The sequence below is a fragment of the Pseudosulfitobacter pseudonitzschiae genome, from assembly GCF_002222635.1.
GTDB classification, from domain to species: Bacteria; Pseudomonadota; Alphaproteobacteria; order Rhodobacterales; family Rhodobacteraceae; genus Pseudosulfitobacter; species Pseudosulfitobacter pseudonitzschiae_A.
In genome coordinates, this window is the sequence record NZ_CP022415.1 from 1456501 (window position 1) to 1474253 (window position 17753).

Annotated in this window: 18 protein-coding genes and 1 other RNA gene; 11 read left to right on the top strand and 8 right to left on the bottom strand. The window is 58.7% G+C overall.

Going from position 1 to position 17753, the window contains the following annotated elements; translation table 11 throughout:
* Window positions 1-59 precede the first annotated feature (59 nt).
* From SULPSESMR1_RS07045 to SULPSESMR1_RS07060, 4 genes are all read left to right on the top strand, one after another.
* Window positions 60-812 (top strand): cytochrome c biogenesis CcdA family protein, encoded by a 753-nt coding sequence (locus SULPSESMR1_RS07045; protein WP_089420183.1) that lies wholly within the window; start codon window positions 60-62, stop codon window positions 810-812.
* Window positions 813-875: 63 nt separating this feature from the next.
* On the top strand, window positions 876-2144 hold the full coding sequence (locus SULPSESMR1_RS07050) for a hypothetical protein (RefSeq protein WP_089420184.1): 1269 nt from the start codon (window positions 876-878) through the stop codon (window positions 2142-2144).
* Window positions 2141-3430 carry a cytochrome P450 gene (locus SULPSESMR1_RS07055; protein ID WP_089420185.1) on the top strand — a complete coding sequence of 430 codons (1290 nt, stop codon included), beginning with the start codon at window positions 2141-2143 and terminating at the stop codon, window positions 3428-3430. Before SULPSESMR1_RS07050 ends, SULPSESMR1_RS07055 begins: the two co-directional genes overlap by 4 nt.
* Window positions 3431-3515: 85 nt before the next feature.
* On the top strand, window positions 3516-4406 hold the full coding sequence (locus SULPSESMR1_RS07060) for a fructose bisphosphate aldolase (protein WP_089420186.1): 891 nt from the start codon (window positions 3516-3518) through the stop codon (window positions 4404-4406).
* Window positions 4407-4504: 98 nt separating this feature from the next.
* Here the strand turns inward: SULPSESMR1_RS07060 and SULPSESMR1_RS07065 are convergent, their stop codons facing one another.
* From SULPSESMR1_RS07065 to fumC, 3 genes are read right to left on the bottom strand one after another with little or no spacing between them, the layout of a single operon-like run.
* A complete protein-coding gene (locus tag SULPSESMR1_RS07065) occupies window positions 4505-4723 on the bottom strand; it encodes a ribbon-helix-helix domain-containing protein (protein WP_089420187.1) in 219 nt (72 codons plus the stop codon).
* Window positions 4720-4884, bottom strand: coding sequence for a DUF4169 family protein (locus SULPSESMR1_RS07070; protein ID WP_421086498.1), 165 nt, complete (start codon window positions 4882-4884; stop codon window positions 4720-4722). The genes SULPSESMR1_RS07065 and SULPSESMR1_RS07070 overlap by 4 nt, the downstream gene beginning before the upstream one ends.
* Window positions 4885-4900: 16 nt before the next feature.
* Window positions 4901-6292, bottom strand: a complete 1392-nt coding sequence (fumC, locus tag SULPSESMR1_RS07075; protein WP_089420189.1) for a class II fumarate hydratase — start codon at window positions 6290-6292, stop codon at window positions 4901-4903.
* A 231-nt stretch (window positions 6293-6523) separates the two neighbouring features.
* Between fumC and SULPSESMR1_RS07080 the strand changes: the two genes are divergently transcribed.
* Window positions 6524-7096: a hypothetical protein gene (locus tag SULPSESMR1_RS07080; protein ID WP_240311305.1), complete on the top strand. Its 573-nt coding sequence runs from the start codon at window positions 6524-6526 to the stop codon at window positions 7094-7096.
* Window positions 7097-7228: 132 nt separating this feature from the next.
* Here the strand turns inward: SULPSESMR1_RS07080 and SULPSESMR1_RS07085 are convergent, their stop codons facing one another.
* From SULPSESMR1_RS07085 to SULPSESMR1_RS07105, 5 genes are all read right to left on the bottom strand, one after another.
* A complete protein-coding gene (locus tag SULPSESMR1_RS07085; protein ID WP_089420190.1) occupies window positions 7229-7741 on the bottom strand; it encodes an SspB family protein in 513 nt (170 codons plus the stop codon).
* Between the two features lie 78 nt (window positions 7742-7819).
* The gene (chrA, locus tag SULPSESMR1_RS07090; protein ID WP_089422197.1) at window positions 7820-9040 is read right to left on the bottom strand and encodes a chromate efflux transporter; all 1221 of its coding nucleotides are present in this window, start codon (window positions 9038-9040) and stop codon (window positions 7820-7822) included.
* Between the two features lie 208 nt (window positions 9041-9248).
* Window positions 9249-9599: a transfer-messenger RNA gene (gene ssrA / locus SULPSESMR1_RS07095) on the bottom strand.
* Window positions 9600-9677: 78 nt separating this feature from the next.
* Complete coding sequence (locus tag SULPSESMR1_RS07100; protein WP_089420191.1) at window positions 9678-10031, bottom strand: DUF4345 family protein; 354 nt, start codon at window positions 10029-10031, stop codon at window positions 9678-9680.
* A 22-nt stretch (window positions 10032-10053) separates the two neighbouring features.
* Complete coding sequence (locus SULPSESMR1_RS07105) at window positions 10054-10725, bottom strand: hypothetical protein (protein WP_089420192.1); 672 nt, start codon at window positions 10723-10725, stop codon at window positions 10054-10056.
* A gap of 289 nt (window positions 10726-11014) precedes the next feature.
* Between SULPSESMR1_RS07105 and SULPSESMR1_RS07110 the strand changes: the two genes are divergently transcribed.
* The 6 genes from SULPSESMR1_RS07110 (at window position 11015) to SULPSESMR1_RS07135 (ending at window position 17714) form a co-directional block, all read left to right on the top strand.
* Window positions 11015-11530: a DinB family protein gene (locus SULPSESMR1_RS07110; RefSeq protein WP_240311306.1), complete on the top strand. Its 516-nt coding sequence runs from the start codon at window positions 11015-11017 to the stop codon at window positions 11528-11530.
* Window positions 11531-11662: 132 nt separating this feature from the next.
* The gene (acuI, locus tag SULPSESMR1_RS07115; protein WP_089420193.1) at window positions 11663-12646 is read left to right on the top strand and encodes an acryloyl-CoA reductase; all 984 of its coding nucleotides are present in this window, start codon (window positions 11663-11665) and stop codon (window positions 12644-12646) included.
* A complete protein-coding gene (locus SULPSESMR1_RS07120) occupies window positions 12643-13056 on the top strand; it encodes an HIT family protein (protein ID WP_089420194.1) in 414 nt (137 codons plus the stop codon). Before acuI ends, SULPSESMR1_RS07120 begins: the two co-directional genes overlap by 4 nt.
* Before the next feature lie 174 nt (window positions 13057-13230).
* Complete coding sequence (locus SULPSESMR1_RS07125; RefSeq protein WP_089420195.1) at window positions 13231-14871, top strand: BCCT family transporter; 1641 nt, start codon at window positions 13231-13233, stop codon at window positions 14869-14871.
* A gap of 154 nt (window positions 14872-15025) precedes the next feature.
* The gene (locus SULPSESMR1_RS07130; RefSeq protein ID WP_089420196.1) at window positions 15026-16228 is read left to right on the top strand and encodes an aminotransferase class V-fold PLP-dependent enzyme; all 1203 of its coding nucleotides are present in this window, start codon (window positions 15026-15028) and stop codon (window positions 16226-16228) included.
* A 64-nt stretch (window positions 16229-16292) separates the two neighbouring features.
* Window positions 16293-17714 (top strand): cryptochrome/photolyase family protein, encoded by a 1422-nt coding sequence (locus tag SULPSESMR1_RS07135; RefSeq protein WP_089420197.1) that lies wholly within the window; start codon window positions 16293-16295, stop codon window positions 17712-17714.
* Window positions 17715-17753: the final 39 nt, after the last annotated feature.

The window sequence follows — 17753 nt, forward strand, 5'->3', positions numbered from 1 at the left end:
CAAGGTTGTGACCAAACGCCCCCGTGACGGCGCAAGATCATTGGCCTAAGAGCGATGTCATGTATGAACTGACCATCATCGATGCAGCCCTGCTGCCTGCTATGTTGATCGCACTTGTCGCGGGTGTGTTCAGCTTTCTCAGCCCCTGCGTTCTTCCGATTGTGCCACCCTATCTGGCCTACATGAGCGGGGTGACACTGAACGATATGGACAGCGTCGCGGCGGGCCGCAGGCGGGCGGTGATTGCCGCGCTGTTTTTCGTCATGGGGCTGAGCACGGTGTTTTTGCTGCTGGGCTTTACAGCCTCCGCCTTTGGCGCATTTTTTCTACAAAACCAGATCGTCTTTTCCAGAATTTCAGGCGTCGTGGTGATCATCTTTGGTCTGCATTTTCTGAACGTCTTTCGCATCCCGTTTCTGGATCAAGAGGCGCGGCTGGATGTCGGTGACAAAGGGGGCTCGTCATTCGGGGCCTATGTGCTGGGGTTGGCCTTTGCCTTTGGCTGGACGCCTTGCATCGGCCCGCAACTGGGCGCGATCCTGTCGCTGGCCGCCTCCGAGGCGTCGGTGGCGCGTGGCACGGTTTTGCTGGGAGTTTATGCGGCTGGTCTGGGTATTCCGTTTTTGTTGGCCGCAATGTTCATCACACGCGCGATGGGGCTGATGAACCGGATCAAACGCCATATGAAACTGATCGAACGTATCATGGGTCTGTTGCTGGTTGTTGTCGGGCTGGCGCTGGTCACGGGGGCGTTTACATGGTTCAGCTTCTGGCTTTTGGAAACCTTTCCGGTTCTCAGCACTTTAGGGTAATCGCACGACTTACGCTGCGCGAAAAACCTGTCTAGAGTGTCGGTCAAAGCAGGACGCAGGCCGATGCAGGGACAGCAAAAACCAGTCACCAGACGTCGGGTGTTCTATATCCCCGGTTACGACCCGATTCATCCGCGCCGCTACCGCGAACTGTACCGCAAAGAGGGCGCAGAGCAGGCCGCAATCAGCGGCTATCAGATCGGGCTGCAACCGCGAAAATTCAACGGCAACTATGGCTGGCATGTCGATGCGGTGATCGACGGAACCAAAGTGGATGCGGATGTCGAGGTGCTGGTGTGGTCCGACATCGTGCGCGACAGCATGGCGACATCCATCCCCGCGACCTATCTGCAACTGATCCGCACCGCTTGGGTTTACATCTCGACCGGTGCGCTGGGGCGGCTGATGAAGCTGCGCAAGGGGCCGGTCATCGCGGCACTGTATCCGGTGGGCATGTTGCTGGTGCAGTTGGCAATGGCTGTGCTGGTGGCGCTGGCAGTGTTCACATGGGGTTTTCGGGCCATGGACTGGGCGATGCAGGCGGTGATGGGGCCGCATATGCTAGGGCCGCTGTTCGGGCTGCGTCTGATCCTGTGGGGTGCTTTGGCACTGGGCGCTGCGGTCTGGCTGATGCGCTGGTTCAAAGAACTGGATGGCAAGTTTTTCGCATATTACCTGATGCACGACTATGCGTTTTCCGCCGCGTTGCGCGGGGCGAACCCACCCGCGCTTGAGGCACGGATGGCCGTCTTTGCCGATAACATCGCCGCATCGCTTGGGTCGGACGTGGACGAAGTACTGGTGGTTGGCCATTCTTCGGGGGCGCATCTGGCGGTGTCGATCCTGTCGGACCTGATCCGCGCAGGCAGGGTGCCCGACACTGGCCCGCAACTGGCATTCCTGTCGCTGGGACAGGTCGTGCCGATGGTGTCGTTCCTGCCCGACGCACACAGGCTGCGGGCCGACCTACAATTTCTTAGCACCGCTGAAGCGCTGACATGGGTCGACGTGACGGCCCCCGGTGACGGTTGCGCCTTTGCCCTGTGCGATCCGGTGGCAGTGTCGGGCGTGGCACCTGCAGGGCAACGCTGGCCGCTGGTGCTGTCGGCGGCCTTTACCCAAACGCTAAGCGCGCAACGCTGGAAGGAACTGCGCTGGCGGTTTTTCCGGCTGCATTTCCAGTATCTTTGCGCCTTTGACCGGCCCGGTGATTATGACTATTTCCAGATTACCGCTGGCCCAAGGTATCTGTCCGAACGCTATGCCGATCGCGCGCCATCAAAATCACGCATTGTGACGGCAGTGTCGAAACACACCTCTGTGGCCGCATGATACAGCCACCAAAACCGCCCAACCGTCCAGACAAAGTCTCGCTTTGGCGCTATGTGCGCTTGTTCCGGCGCGATCTTTTGTCGGCGCAACCGGCGCGGCTGTACCGCGCATGGATGGCCGAGTTTCGCACACCGTTCTTCCGGTCCTACCTGCTGAACCAGCCCGATCTGGTCGATCTGGTGTTGAAAGAACGCCCCGACGATTTCCCCAAATCAAATCGCATCAGCGAAGGGCTGCGGCCGCTGCTGGGCAATTCGGTGTTCCTGACCAATGGCGAGATATGGAAACGCCAGCGCCGCATCATCGACCCCGCATTTGAAGGCGGACGGTTGCGCGACACTTTTGCCGCAATGTGGGACGCCGCCGACGCCGCGGCGGCGCGGCTGGACAAGCGCGCGGGGCAGGTGCTCGAGATCGAGGCCGAGACCAGCCATGCCGCCGCCGATGTGATCTTTCGTACGCTGTTTTCCATTCCCATCGAACACGAGGTCGCCACCGAGGTTTTCGACGAATTCCGCAGCTTTCAACGCAGCCAGCCGATCCTGAACCTTGCCGCGCGCATCCGCCATCTAATCACAGAACTGACCCGCGGCCGGATGGAGGCGATACAAGAGGGCACGGCCCCTGACGATCTGGCGACCAAAATCATGACCACCGCCGATCCGCAGACCGGCCAGACCTTCGACACCGAAGAAATGGTGGATCAGGTGGCGATCTTTTTCCTTGCTGGCCACGAAACCAGTGCTTCGGCATTGGCTTGGGCGCTGTATCTGATGGCACTTTATCCTGAATGGCAGGACAGGCTGGCAACAGAGGCACAGGCGCTGGACGCCCCCGATTTTGCGGTGATGTCCAAACTGCGCCTGTCGCGCGATGTGTTCCGCGAGACGCTGCGCCTGTATCCACCGGTGCCGATGATGGTCCGTGAAGCGGCGTGCCCCGAACATTTCCGCAACCGTGACGTGCCCAAGGGCAGCCAGTTGGTTCTTAGCCCATGGCACCTGCACCGGCACGAACGGCTGTGGGACAGACCGGATAACTTTGACCCCGACCGCTGGCACACCGAGAATGGCAAGACCTGCGCGCGCAGTGCCTATATGCCGTTTTCCGCAGGCGCGCGGGTGTGTACGGGTGCGGGTTTTGCGATGGTCGAAGGGCCGCTGATCCTGTCGCGGATATTGCGCGACTTCCGCGTCACCCTGACCGACGCACCGCCGCCTATGCCCGTGGCACACCTGACTGTGCGCTCGGAAAGAGGCATTCCGCTGATGGTGTCACGCCGCTGACATTCTGTTTGCGCTATCACATTCTAAGCCGCGTCCATATGCGGTAACACCATGCCAAAGAATCAAATGAATTCCGGAGATATCCATGTCCAAGACCTCAGACCAATACGCGCAGATGCAAACCGGCGCAGGCTTTATCGCCGCACTGGACCAATCGGGCGGCTCGACGCCAAAGGCGCTGGGGCTTTATGGTGTGGATGCCAACGACTACGCCACCGAAGAAGAAATGTTCGACGAAATACAGAAGATGCGGGAACGGATCATTCTGGCTGACGACTTCAACGGCAAGAAGGTGATTGGTGCGATCCTGTTTGAACGCACCATGACCGAAAGCATCGAAGGCAAAAAGGTGCCCGACTATCTTTGGGACAACTGCAACGTGGTGCCGTTCCTGAAAATCGACAAAGGTCTGGAGGACGAGGCGGACGGCGTGCAACTGATGAAGCCGATGCCCGCGCTGGACACCACTTTGCAAGCCGCCGCCAAGGCCGGCATTTTCGGGACCAAGGAGCGTTCGGTCGTTAACATCGCCAATGCGGACGGGATCGAAAAGGTCGTGGCCCAGCAATTCGAAGTAGCCCGTCAGGTGGTCGCCGCCGGACTGGTGCCGATCATCGAACCCGAGGTGAACATCCACTCCGAGACCAAGGCGCAGGCCGAAGACATGCTGAAAGCGGCGCTGCTGAAGCATCTGGACACTTTGGCCGAAGGTGACGATGTGATGCTGAAACTGACCATCCCGAGTAACGCAGGGCTTTATGATGATCTGGCGGATCATGCGCGTGTTGTGCGGGTCGTGGCGCTGTCGGGTGGCTATAGCACCGATGAGGCTTGCGAAAAGCTGGGTAAGAACACCAAGATGATCGCCAGCTTCAGCCGTGCGCTGACCGAAGGGTTGCAGCGTGCGATGTCCGACGCCGAATTCAACACGGCGCTTGGGAGCAATATCGACAAGATCTATCGCGCGTCGATCTGACAAATGGGTGGGGAAAACGGTGCGCTGTTTTCCCCGTGTTCCGGCCACGGGATATTGCGCGCGGAATATTTCCGCACTTCAGAAGCGCAAAGTCGCGGTTAACGCCCCGTTAATTCTTGAAATACAAACAGCCGGATGGACGAGGCCAGACCCACATCAGGATCGCGTGCATCGTCAATCTCGGCAGCCAGCGCATTGATCGGCTGGCCGCGTTGCGCGGCAATGTCGCGAAATGCCCGCCAGAACGCATCTTCCAATGACACAGATGTGCGGTGCCCGTGCAAGGTCAGCGACCGCTTTACGGGCCGCCCGCTCATGGATCGCGTTTGTGGTTGTGCAGCGCGCGCAGGGCTCTGTCGGCCTCTTTGCGCGCGCTGTCTTTTTGCGCTTTGGTGCGCCCGAACTTCACCGCATTCACGTCGGCCTGCGCAGATTTCTCGGCACGGGCTTTGGCTTTGCGGGCCTTGTTCAGGTTCACCGGCGTCACCATCGGCTTACTTGGGGCCGATCATGTTTTCGGGGCGCACCACACGGTCAAAGGTTTCGGCATCGACAAAACCCAGCGCAATCGCTTCTTCTTTCAGCGTCGTGCCGTTCTTGTGCGCGGTTTTCGCTACCTTGGTGGCGTTGTCATAGCCGATTGTGGGGGCCAGTGCCGTCACCAGCATCAGCGATTCCTTCATCAGCTTGTCGATCCGCGCGACGTTCGCCTGCGTGCCGACGACCATATTGTCGGTAAAGCTGCCTGCCGCGTCACCCAGCAACTGCATTGATTGAAGCACATTATAGCTCATCATCGGATTGTAGACATTCAGCTCGAAGTGGCCTTGTGACCCTGCAAAGCCCACGGCTGCATCGTTGCCCATCACATGCGCACAAACCATCGTCAGCGCCTCGGCCTGCGTCGGGTTTACCTTGCCGGGCATAATCGACGATCCAGGCTCGTTTTCCGGTAGGATCAGTTCGCCCAAGCCCGAACGCGGGCCGGAGCCCAGCAACCGCATGTCGTTGGCAATTTTGAACAGTGACGCGGCCACGGTCTTGAGCGCCCCCGAGAACATGACCATTGCGTCATGAGCGGCCAACGCCTCGAATTTGTTGGGCGCGGTCACAAAAGGCAAGCCGGTGATCGCGGCGATCTCGCCTGCGACTTTCTCGGCAAAGCCCTTGCGGGTGTTCAGTCCGGTGCCTACGGCTGTGCCGCCCTGCGCCAGTTCATAGATATCGGGCAGGCAGGCTTCGACCCGTGCGATGCCTTTGGCGACCTGATGGGCGTAGCCGCCGAATTCCTGTCCCAGCGTCAGCGGCGTGGCGTCTTGGGTGTGGGTGCGGCCGATCTTGATGATGTCTTTGAATTCGTCCGATTTGGCGGCCAGTGCGTCATGCAGCTTGCGCAGACCGGGCAATAGCGTGTCGCGGGCCACCATGCCAATGGCCACATGCATTGCCGTGGGGAAAGTATCGTTTGACGACTGGCCCATATTACAATGATCGTTGGGGTGGACGGGGGTTTTTGATCCCATTTCGCCGCCCATGATCTCGATTGCACGGTTCGAGATGACTTCGTTTGCGTTCATGTTGGACTGGGTGCCCGATCCGGTCTGCCATACCACCAATGGAAAGTTGTCATCGAATTTTCCGTCAATCACCTCTTGCGCGGCTTGGTCGATGGCAGGGGCCAGCTCTGCATCCAGATCACCGAATTCCAGATTAACGGCAGCGCAGGCCTTCTTGATCACGCCCAATGCACGGACGATGGCAACGGGTTGTTTTTCCCAGCCGATGGGAAAGTTCAGGATCGAGCGTTGCGTTTGCGCGCCCCAATACTTGTCCGAAGGAACTTCGAGAGGGCCGAAGCTGTCGGTTTCGGTGCGGGTTTGGGACATGAATAGGCTCCGGGCTTGTGAAATGTCACGCAGGGTGTACCGCCATGACCGCGCTGGTGCAATTGGACAATGCCTGTGTTAGCGTCCGACTTGAGCGGCATTTTCCACATCTGGCAATCTGCATCTGAAATCCGTACCCGAAAGCAATAATGCCTGTGGCAGCCACCTGCGCGGCACCTATATATGTCAGAAAGGGCGCGCAAAGTCGCGCAGGCTCTGAAAGGATACCTTATGACGCGAACCGTCGCTGCCTTTGTGACATCCACCGCCCCGCGCCTGCACCTTATGGCTGCGCTGACGGTACTGGTGCTATTGGCGCTGGCTGTGCCAGTGCGTGCCGATATCAGTCCCTTTGTCGGGTCTTACAAAGGGTCCGCCGATGTGCTGTCTGCTGACGGCACCGTGCAAACGCGTGACATGAGCGTCGAAATTGCCCGGAACGACAAGGGTTTCTCGGTGCGCTGGACATCTACACGCAGACGCGAAAACGGCACGGAAAACTCGAAAACCTATGCCATTCGCTTTGTGCCCAGCGACCGCACGGGGGTGTTTTCCGCCGCGATGGGGCGCAATGTATTTGGTCATGATGTGCAACTGGACCCGATGCAGGGCGAACCCTATGTCTGGGCGCGGCTGTCGGGTGACACGCTGTCGATCTATTCGTTGTTTGTCACCGATGAGGGTGGCTATGAGATCCAGCAGTTCGACCGCACCTTGGTGAATGAGGGACTGCGGCTGAAGTTTCAGCGTTTGCGCAACGGTGTACCGCTGCGGTCGGTCACCACGGTTTTGCAGCGCCAATAACGTGTTTTGGATGACCGCCAGTACACAGCCCTAGAGCGCTTCGGATGAAACCTGAATCGGATATTCGCTGCCTCTCCCTTTGGTCGAACGCGAATTCCGATGCTGTTTGTCTCGGGTTAAGCCCGAAACGCTTTAGGGTTTGCGAAAGCTGTCCAGCGACACCACCTCGGCGTCTTTCTTGCCCGGCTCTTTCTTGGCGTCCGTGTGATCGGTGTGTTTGACCGGAGACGGCACAACTTCGTGTTTGTCCTGTTCGGTTGTCTGTCCGGTCAGATCATCATCTTCTGCCGGATCCTGAACTTCAAAGCGCAGGCCGAATTCCACCGATGGGTCAACGAAGGTTTTGATCGCGTCATAGGGGATATACAGCGGCTCTGGCGCGTCCCCGAAATTCAACGTGATCGAGAACCCGTCATCTGTCACTTCCAGCTTATCATACCAGTGCTGCATCACCACTGTCATCTCGCCCGGATAGCGGTCTGACAGCCAGTCGGCCAGCTCTGCATCAGGGTGGCTGGTGTCGAAGGTGATAAAGAAATGATGCGCTCCGGGCAGACCATTGTCTGCCACGTCCTGCAAGACTTTGCGGATCAAGCCCCGCATCGCGTCATGCATCAGATTGCCATAGTCAATGTTGCGGCCCATGCGCGTGTCTCTAAGCCTCTGAATTGCGTTGAGGTCGATCATATAAGTTTTGCGACCAAGCGAAAGGGGTGTCCAGAATTATCCGACGATCATACCTGCAAGCAGACCCGCCGTCGCCGTAAGCGCCAGCGTGACGGGCAAGCTGCACCGTATCCACAGCAGCAAAACAGCGGCCAGCATGGTCAGCGCCAGGGCGGTCATGTTCAACGTGGCAAGATCGGGCAGGGGCATCACGCCCATGACATGTACCGTTTCAAACAGCACATGCAGGGCAAACCAGACTGACAGGTTCAGGATCACTCCGACGACGGCGGCGGTGATCGCCTGCAAGGCTGCGGCCAGTCTGGGGCGTCCCGACAGCGTGTCCAGAAAGGGACCAGCGAGAAAAATCCACAAAAAACAGGGCGTAAACGTGACCCATAGTGCCAGAAGCCCCGCCAGAATCGCCATGCCCGGCCCGCCTTGGGCAAAGCCCGCCAGCAGTGCAACAAATTCAGTTACCAGAATCAGCGGCCCCGGCGTGGTTTCGGCCAATCCCAGCGCGTCGATCATTTGTCCGGTGTCGATCCAGCCAAAATCCTGCACCACTGTTTGCGTCATATAGGCCAGAACCGCATAGGCACCGCCAAAAGTGACCACCGCGAGTTTGGAAAAGAACAGGCCCAGTTGCAGCAAAAAGCTGTGCCCCAGCGCCCAGACCAGTGCCAGCGGCGCGACCCAGAGCGAACCCCACAGGGCGATGGTACGCAGCGGGCGGCTGGTTGTCACGGGCGGAAAGGGCTGTGCTGCGGTGTCACGCGCGCGTATTGCGCCAAACAGACCCGCGCCAAGGATCACCAAAGGATAGGGCACACCAAAGGCAAACAGCGCCAAAAACGCCAGCCCCGCCAGCCCCCACGCGGCGGGGCCTAACAGTGCCTTGGCGCTGACCCTCAGCAATGCCTGAACCACCACGACGATCACCGCAGCCTTGATGCCAACAAAAGCCGCCTGCACCAGCGGCAGCGTCCCAAAATACACATAGCCCAACGCCAGCGCCATGATCACCACAGCCCCCGGCACCACGAACAACAGCCCGCCCAGCAACCCACCGGCCACGCCGCGCAGGCGCCAGCCTGCATAGGTGGCAAGCTGCATCGCCTCGGGGCCGGGCAACATCATACACAGCGACAAGGCGCGCAGGTAATCCTGTTCGCTCAGCCATTTGTGGCGCTCGACCAGTTCGGAGTGCATCAGGGCAATCTGTGCTGCGGGGCCGCCAAAACTCAGCAGACCGATGCGGCCAAAGATGCGAAACATCTCGGGCCATGACGGCGCGGACTTGTGGCGGGTGCTTGGGGATGTGGTAATTTCGGGCGAGGTGGACAAAGACGCATCCTTTGAAGTGGTGCAGGATGCGATACTTGGCTCTTGGACAGTCGGGGCAATCGCAGACCCGCAAGCGGCAAAGTTCATGGATCAGGCCGCGATGTCAAGCCGCGCAGAGGGTTGTTTGTCGTGGGGGGGAAGTGCAGGCTTCTGTTGCCAGGTGCCTGCGAACCCCGCCTTACACTGCTAGGCGCAAGGACTTAAGTTTCGATGTATAGTTACAGCTTACGCTGCAACTGCCATCGGAGCACGATTGTCATTTGCAATTGTACAGTTTTCGCCGATAACGGTGGCAGACAGCCGAGACAAAGCATAACCCCTTTAGACGTTCGTCGATCCTATTTCGTCCCCATGATCCCCAAATGAAGGATGTTTGGTGGAGACGCCGGGTACCGCCCCCGGGTCCGATCCGCTTATTACGAGCGCGTTTATGTCCATAGTCCCGAAGGACACCTTGAATATAGGGCCTGGGTCACGGTCTTGCAAGGGGGATGACGGGGAATCGCGGGGACACAGTTTACACGAACAACGCACCCTATCTATTTGATATTGCTGGACTGTGCCAAAGTCAAACAATGTTGGCCACGATCAACCAACCGGCCAAAGCTGTCTCGATTCCGCCGAACACCATCAGTTTTTTCAACGGCGGCTTGTCCAGAAACAATGACAGAACCCGCCCGGACGCGGCCCCCGCATAGGCAAAGCCCAGCATCACATAGGCCAGCGGTTCCCCCAACCACAATGCGGCAAGGCCCGACACCACAAACAACCCACCTACCGAGGCACGGATTTCGCTCAGGCCCATTGTACTGGTGGTCGGTGCCAGATCCAGCGTGTCGGCGGTAAAGCGTGGTGCAACAAAACCGAACAGGCCAAAAGCAACCGTGGCAAGGGCAGCCATCACGTTGAATACACCAATCATATCAAATACCTGTAGTGGATTGTTAATCTCTCACTTCGCCGTAAAGCTGTAGTTCCGTCCCAAGACCGAACCGTTGCAGTACAGCCAAGACCGCACCGTAAGTAATTAGCGCGCTCCCAAGCGTTTCCAGGCCTTCCTGAACGATTGTCTTGATTCTGGAATCATAGGCTTCGCCCATAATCGGCTCCCACAAACTACCGGTGCCGAACAGGCGGCTGAACACCACCAAAAGCAGAAAACCGCAGTACATATAAGCGCCCGAACGGGTTTGAAAATGCTGAAGAAACGGCACAGCCAGCGTGCCGCTATGACGCTGTGCGATGATCACCCCGACCAGTCCCAGCATCAAGGCAGGCCATTTCCAGAAACCGTGCCAGACAAAATCCAGCAGGTAGTCATTCTCGCGGATGACGATCAGCCCGCACATGGTGGCCACCAGAACCAGATAGGCTCGGGCCTGTGGATACCGCACAGCCGCGTGGACAAAGATCAACCCTGTGCCAAGCGCGAGCAAGCTTTGCAGGTTCTCGGCAAAAGACTCCTCGGAAATGCCGTCACCCAAAACCACAGCATCCAGATTTACGACGCTCACTACGGCGACCAGTAGGGCCAACAACCCGAAAAACTCGATACCCGCTGCAAACAACTTGGGACGAATACGGGAATAAGGGGCCGTTATGGGTATTTCTGCCATGTGATGTTCAAACCTTGCGCACGAAAAATGGATCACGCTGGATCTGGGTAAATGTAACATATTTGTAACGCGCCAAAATATGAAAAGGTTTCAAATCAAATTTGAAAATTTTGTACGGCTGTAGAAGGGCCAACCAAGCGATCACAATTCGACGTCAGGTCACAACGGCAATTCAGGCGCGCGGCGGGGCAATTCTCTTTGTCTTGGGCTGGTATGTCTGGCACGTTTGACGCACGCTGATTCCGGGCGGCCGACAGGCACGCCCGATCAACAAGAGGGGCCCCGAAACGTGATCGACAAAAGCTATGTCGCGACAATGGCGCGCTATAACGCATGGCAGAACAGCCAGTTGACCGACATCGTCACACATATGGACCACGAGGCGCTGGAACTGGATCGCGGTGCGTTCTTCGGCTCGATCCTTGGCACGTTGAACCATCTGCTGTGGGGGGACCGGATATGGCTGAACCGCTTTGGTGCGGATGTGGATGCGCCCGAGCTGCCGCTGGCCCAAAGTGCGGCACTGACACCGACCGTTGCCGCTTGGGGCGCCGAGCGGTTTCAGGTGGACGGGCGACTGACAATCTGGGCCGACGGGTTGCACAATCTTGACCTTGCGGGCGGGCTGACGTGGTTTTCTGGCAGCGTTAAGACCAAAGTGACGCGGCCATTTGCCGAATGCGTGGTGCATATGTTCAACCACCAGACCCATCACCGTGGTCAGGTACATGCGATGCTGACCGCAGCGGGGCAATCGGCACCTGTCAGCGACCTGTTCATAATGAACACGCAAAACGGCAGGTGACCATAAGACGACGGAACGCATGATCGGGACATGCGTTTGCGTTGAGAATACGGGATCGCGGGGAGCCCCTTTTGGTCCACAGGATATTTTGAACCAGAGAAGGCAACGAGCCTTCGGGAAGGACAGAGCGGCATGTTTGACGCATTGGTTGTGAACAAAGACGAGGACGGCAAGACATCTGCGGCGGTGACGCAGCTGGGGCTGGACGACCTGCCCAATGGCGACGTTGTGGTTGCGGTCGAATATTCGACAGTGAACTACAAAGATGGTCTGTGCATCGGTCCGGGTGGCGGCCTTGTGCGGAACTATCCGCATATTCCCGGCATCGACTTTGCTGGCACAGTCGAAAGTTCTGATGACGCCCGTTACAAACCCGGCGACAAGGTCGTGCTGACCGGCTGGCGCGTGGGAGAGGCGCATTGGGGCGGCTATGCACAAAAAGCGCGGGTCAGGGCCGACTGGCTGGTGCCGTTGCCCGCGGGCCTGGACACCCGTCAGGCGATGGCCGTAGGCACCGCAGGGTTCACCGCGATGCTGGCGGTGATGGCGCTGGAAGATCACGGCATCAAGAAAGGCCCCGTGCTGGTCACAGGCGCCGCAGGTGGCGTGGGATCGGTTGCCACGGCGATATTGGCCAACCTTGGTCATCAGGTGGCGGGTGTCACCGGTCGCCCCGAAACGGCGGACTATCTGAAATCGTTGGGTGCCACGCAGATCGTTGCGCGCGAAGAGATAAACGAAACCGTCAAACGCCCGCTGGAAGGCGAGACTTGGGGCGGTTGCGTGGATGCCGTGGGCGGCGCAATGCTGGCGCGTGTGCTGGGGCAGATGGAATACGGGGCCAGCGTGGCAGCGGTTGGTCTGGCGGGCGGGGCTGCATTGCCTGCGACGGTCATTCCGTTCCTGCTGCGTGGTGTGAACCTGCTGGGGATCGACTCTGTAATGCAGCCCTATAACAACCGCGTGCGTGCATGGGACCGGATTGCCAAAGATCTGCCGATGGACAAGCTTGAAGCGATGGTTCAGCCCGCAACCCTGTCTGACCTGCCCAAGCTGGGCGCCGATATTCTGAACGGTCAGGTCAAGGGCCGCGTTGTGGTGGATGTGAACGCATGAACTATGACGACCAGAACATCTTTGCCAAGATCCTGCGGGGCGAGATTCCGAATGTCACCGTCTACGAGGACGACGATACGTTGTGCTTTATGGACATCATGCCGCGTACGGATGGCCACTGTCTGGTGATCCCCAAGACGCCATGCCGCAACTTGCTGGATGCCAGCCCCGAACAGCTGGCGGTCTGCATGAAGACGCTGAACAAAGTGGCCAATGCGGCGATGAAGGCCTTTGACGCCGACGGCATCACCCTTCAACAGTTCAATGAGGCCGCAGGCGGGCAAGAGGTGTTTCATCTGCATTTCCACATCCTGCCACGCCACGAGGGTGTCGCCACACGTCCCCCCGGCAAGATGGGCGATATGGACGCCATCCAAGCCCATGCAAAGGCGATTTCCAACGCCATTTGACAGGGGCTGCCCCCTTAACCATCCCAGCAAGAAGAAAATCAGTTGCCACTTTTTTAAGCGACTGGTTGCCACTTCGGGGATGGGGCCTATGCTTGTGTCTACTAACCTAACGTAGAAATGGGCATGTGGTGGCTGAAAAACTGCGTGACCCGTCATATTTGGAGGGCACAGTAAATGTCAGACACCGACAATCACGGCATACCATCACCAGATGGTACAGCCGATGTCATCGACACCGATTACGAGATCGGACAAGATAATTTCGAAACCCAGATCGGCCGCTTTGGTCTGGACATTCACAACCCCGTATTCGCAATTTCGGGCGCGGCCATCGTGGCCTTTGTCCTTTATACGCTGTTGCTGCCCGAGCAGGCGGCATCGGTGTTCCAGTCGATGTTTTCCTTTACCACCACCAACTTTGACTGGTTCTTGATTGGCGCTGCCGACATCGTGGTGATCTTTGCGCTGCTGTTGATCATAACACCCTACGGTTCGGTCAGGTTGGGCGGTGCCGAGGCAAAGCCGGATTACTCCTATTTGGGCTGGTTCGCGATGCTGTTCGCTGCTGGCATGGGCATCGGCCTGATGTTCTATGGCGTGTCCGAGCCTTTGACGCATTTTTCGACCGCATTCGGTGAAACTGCGACAGAAAACGGCCTGCGCACCGACTGGGCGCCGCTGGGTGGTGCCACAGGGGACGAGCCGGGTTCGGTCCGCTTGGGCATGGCCGCTACGATCTATCACTGGGCGCTGCACCCTTGGGCGATCTATGCCACCGTTGCTTTGGCGCTGGCGCTGTTCACCTATAACAAAGGTCTGCCGCTGACGATTCGTTCGGCGTTTTATCCGATTCTGGGCGAACGTGTCTGGGGCTGGCCTGGCCACCTGATCGACATCATCGCGGTGTTTGCAACGCTGTTCGGTCTGGCCACTTCGTTGGGCTTTGGCGCAACGCAGGCCAACGCCGGTCTGAACGAACTGTTTGGAGTGCCGATTGGAAACACCACCGAAGTGATACTGATCACCGTTATCACCGCCGTGGCGCTGGTGTCGGTGCTGCGCGGCCTTGATGGCGGCGTGAAGGTGCTGAGCGAAATCAACATGGGGCTGGCCGGTTTGCTGGCGCTCTTTACGCTGATCGTCGGACCGACGGCCTTTCTGATCTCGTTCTTTTGGGACAGCCTGAAAGCTTATGTCGAATATCTGCCGATGCTGTCGAACCCGTTCGGTCGTGCGGACGTGAACTATTCCCAAGGCTGGACTGCGTTTTATTGGGCATGGTGGATCAGCTGGTCGCCCTTTGTCGGCATGTTCATTGCCCGGGTCAGCCGCGGTCGCACGGTGCGTGAATTCGTGGTTTGCGTTCTGTTGATCCCTTCAATGGTTTGTGTACTGTGGATGTCCATCTTTGGTGGCACCGCGATCCATCAGGTGCTGAGCGACGGCTATACCGGTGCTCAGGACGCCGATCTGCCATTGCAACTGTTCCGGATGCTGGACCAGTTGCCGCTGGCCTCGATCACTTCGTTTATCGGTATCGTGCTGGTGGTGGTGTTCTTTGTCACCTCGTCGGACTCGGGCAGCCTTGTGATCGACACGATCACTGCTGGCGGCAAGGTTGACGCGCCGATGCCGCAACGGGTGTTCTGGTGCATCTTCGAAGGGGCTGTGGCCATCGCGCTGCTGCTTGGTGGAGGACTGGCAGCGCTTCAGTCAATGGTGATCTCGACGGGGTTGCTGTTTACGGTGGTACTGTTGGTTATGTGCTGGTGCATCTTCCGAGGATTGCAAAGCGAACGCGCAAATATGCGCTAAAAGCCAAAACAGGGCCGTCCCATCCGGGCGGCCCTGATCCACTTTACCGTTCATCCGTCACGCTGAAAGCGCGCTTTCGGTCTGGTAAAGCAAGCCCCCAGAGCCCGCTTTTTGCTGTCTTGACCTTTTCGCGCGACGAAACCACCTTGCACATATGACAATAGATACAGACTGGGTTCGCGCCCAATTCCCCGCCTTTTCGCAGCCCGCCCTTCAAGGGCAGGCCTTTTTTGAAAACGCTGGTGGCAGTTATACTTGCCAGCCGGTGATCGACCGGCTGACGCGGTTTTACACCGAACGCAAGGTCCAGCCCTATGGTGCCTTCGAGGCCAGCCGTCTGGGTGGCGAAGAGATGGACGAAGCCCGCCGCCGCATGGCCACCATTCTGGGCGTCGAGACCGACGAACTGAGTTTCGGCCCGTCGACCACGCAGAACACCTATGTGCTGGCGCAGGCCTTTGCCCAGATGATGAAACCGGGCGAGGCGATCATTGTGACCAATCAGGATCACGAGGCCAACAGCGGCCCGTGGCGCAGGCTCGTCGAACGGGGTATCGAAGTGCGTGAATGGCAGATCAACCCCGAGACCGGCAAGCTGGAGATCGAAAAGCTTGAGGCGCTGCTGGACGACAACGTGCGTCTGGTCTGCTTTCCCCATTGTTCGAACGTGGTGGGCGAGATCAACCCTGTGGTCGAGATTTCTGCCGCCGCCCATGCTGCGGGTGCCTTTGTCTGCGTGGACGGGGTGTCTTATGCGCCGCACGGCTTTGCCGATGTGGGCGATCTAGGCCCCGATATCTATCTGTTTTCGGCCTATAAAACCTATGGTCCGCATCAGGGGCTGATGGTGATGCGCCGCGCTTTGGGGCAGTTGTTGCCCAATCAGGGGCATTATTTCAACGGCGATAGTTTGTACAAACGCTTTACGCCCGCAGGGCCGGATCACGCCCAGGTGGCAGCCTGTGCGGGCATGGCCGATTATGTCGATGCCTTTGCTGCGCATCACAACACAGACGTGCGCGGTGTGCATGACGTAATGCGCGACCACGAAACGAAACTGCTGCAATATATGCTGGACACTCTGCGGGGCCGGAACGACCTGCGTATTCTGGGCCCGACCGATGCCGCCAGCCGCGCCCCCACTGTGGCGTTGGATCTGGGACGTGCAGCCAAACCCGTGGCGCAGGCGCTGGCCAAACATGGCATCATGACCGCAGGCGACGATTTCTATGCCGTACGCGCGCTTGAGGCGATGGGGATTGACCCCGCCCAAGGCGTGTTGCGGTTGTCGTTCACCCACTACACCACGCAAGCCGAGATAGATCAGGCGCTAACGGCACTGGATGCGGTGCTGTAAACGCTTGACGCCGTCGGGAACGGGCTAAATTGCCCTGAGAAATCTCAACGGGGGAAAACTGCGCGTGACCAAGACTTTGCCAACCATCCTGTGGTATCGCCGCGACTTGCGGCTGAGCGATCATGCAGCGTTGACGGCCGCGTGCAAGCATGGCGGGCCGGTGATTGCGGTGTTTGTCCACGATGACCTCAGCGACGGGCTGGGAGCTGCGCCGAAATGGCGGCTGGGTCTGGGTGTGGCCGAACTGGCCGATACGCTGCGGGACAAGGGCAGCCGCCTGATCCTGCGGCGCGGCAAGGCATTGAACGTGCTGCGCGCACTGGTTGCCGAGACGGGGGCGGGGGCGGTTTATTGGTCGCGGCTTTATGATCCCGACAGCATCGCGCGCGACACAGCGGTGAAAGAGGCACTGAAATCCGACGGCATCGAGGCGAAATCCTTTGGCGGGCATCTGATGTTCGAGCCTTGGACCGTCGAGACCGGCACGGGCGGGTTTTACAAGGTTTACACGCCGTTCTGGAACAACGTGAAATCACGCGAGGTCGAAGCGCCTTTGCCCGCACCCGCGACCATTCCTGCCCCCGAAGTATGGCCTGACAGCGACAGCATGGACGACTGGCAAATGGGGGCCACAATGAACCGCGGGGCCGACGTGGTGCGCCCCTTTGTTCAGCTGGGTGAGGCAGCAGCACAGGCGCGGCTGGGCCATTTCATCGCCCATATCGTTCAGGATTACAAAGCCTTGCGCGATATTCCCGGTGCGGACGGCACATCGAACCTGAGTGAAAATCTGGCCTTGGGCGAAATCACCCCGCACCAGTGTTGGCACGCAGGCCAGCGCGCGCGACACGAAGGCAAACAAGGCGCCGAGACGTTTCTGAAAGAAGTGGTCTGGCGCGAGTTTGCCTATCACCTGATGCATCACACGCCGCGCATCCTGACCGATAACTGGCGCGAAGACTGGGACGCATTCCCCTGGCAAGACGACGCACGGACTTCTGAGGTTCAGGCATGGAAAATGGGCCGCACCGGTATCCCCTTTGTCGATGCGGCCATGCGCGAATTGTATGTGACCGGCAGAATGCACAACCGCGGGCGAATGATCGTGGCCAGCTATCTGACCAAACACCTGATGACCCATTGGCGCATCGGGTTGGACTGGTTCGAAGACTGCTTGATCGACTGGGATCCGGCCAGCAATGCGATGGGCTGGCAATGGTCCGCAGGGTCGGGGCCGGACGCCACGCCCTATTTCCGTGTGTTCAATCCGGTCACACAATTGGACAAATTCGACAAAAACCGCGAATATGTCAGCCGTTGGATCGCCGAAGGGCGCGCAAACCCGCATGACGACGCGCTGGCGTTCTTTGACGCAATGCCCCGTCATTGGGGCCTATCGCCCGACGACGGCTATCCCGATCCGGTCGTGCCGGTCGATCAGGGCCGCCACCGCGCATTGGAAGCCTATGAAAAAAGGGAGTTTTGAAACTAAACGGCTAAACTCAACGTATAAATAACAACGCGC

What these genes read in the sequence shown, in the direction of transcription:
- SULPSESMR1_RS07045 (WP_089420183.1), top strand. Translation starts at nt 60, where the DNA reads ATGTATGAACTGACCATCATCGATGCAGCCCTGCTGCCTGCTATGTTG.
- SULPSESMR1_RS07050 (WP_089420184.1), top strand. Translation starts at nt 876, where the DNA reads ATGCAGGGACAGCAAAAACCAGTCACCAGACGTCGGGTGTTCTATATC.
- SULPSESMR1_RS07055 (WP_089420185.1), top strand. Translation starts at nt 2,141, where the DNA reads ATGATACAGCCACCAAAACCGCCCAACCGTCCAGACAAAGTCTCGCTT.
- SULPSESMR1_RS07060 (WP_089420186.1), top strand. Translation starts at nt 3,516, where the DNA reads ATGTCCAAGACCTCAGACCAATACGCGCAGATGCAAACCGGCGCAGGC.
- SULPSESMR1_RS07065 (WP_089420187.1), bottom strand. Translation starts at nt 4,723, where the DNA reads ATGAGCGGGCGGCCCGTAAAGCGGTCGCTGACCTTGCACGGGCACCGC.
- fumC (WP_089420189.1), bottom strand. Translation starts at nt 6,292, where the DNA reads ATGTCCCAAACCCGCACCGAAACCGACAGCTTCGGCCCTCTCGAAGTT.
- SULPSESMR1_RS07080 (WP_240311305.1), top strand. Translation starts at nt 6,524, where the DNA reads ATGACGCGAACCGTCGCTGCCTTTGTGACATCCACCGCCCCGCGCCTG.
- SULPSESMR1_RS07085 (WP_089420190.1), bottom strand. Translation starts at nt 7,741, where the DNA reads ATGGGCCGCAACATTGACTATGGCAATCTGATGCATGACGCGATGCGG.
- chrA (WP_089422197.1), bottom strand. Translation starts at nt 9,040, where the DNA reads ATGTTTCGCATCTTTGGCCGCATCGGTCTGCTGAGTTTTGGCGGCCCC.
- SULPSESMR1_RS07100 (WP_089420191.1), bottom strand. Translation starts at nt 10,031, where the DNA reads ATGATTGGTGTATTCAACGTGATGGCTGCCCTTGCCACGGTTGCTTTT.
- SULPSESMR1_RS07105 (WP_089420192.1), bottom strand. Translation starts at nt 10,725, where the DNA reads ATGGCAGAAATACCCATAACGGCCCCTTATTCCCGTATTCGTCCCAAG.
- acuI (WP_089420193.1), top strand. Translation starts at nt 11,663, where the DNA reads ATGTTTGACGCATTGGTTGTGAACAAAGACGAGGACGGCAAGACATCT.
- SULPSESMR1_RS07120 (WP_089420194.1), top strand. Translation starts at nt 12,643, where the DNA reads ATGAACTATGACGACCAGAACATCTTTGCCAAGATCCTGCGGGGCGAG.
- SULPSESMR1_RS07125 (WP_089420195.1), top strand. Translation starts at nt 13,231, where the DNA reads ATGTCAGACACCGACAATCACGGCATACCATCACCAGATGGTACAGCC.
- SULPSESMR1_RS07130 (WP_089420196.1), top strand. Translation starts at nt 15,026, where the DNA reads ATGACAATAGATACAGACTGGGTTCGCGCCCAATTCCCCGCCTTTTCG.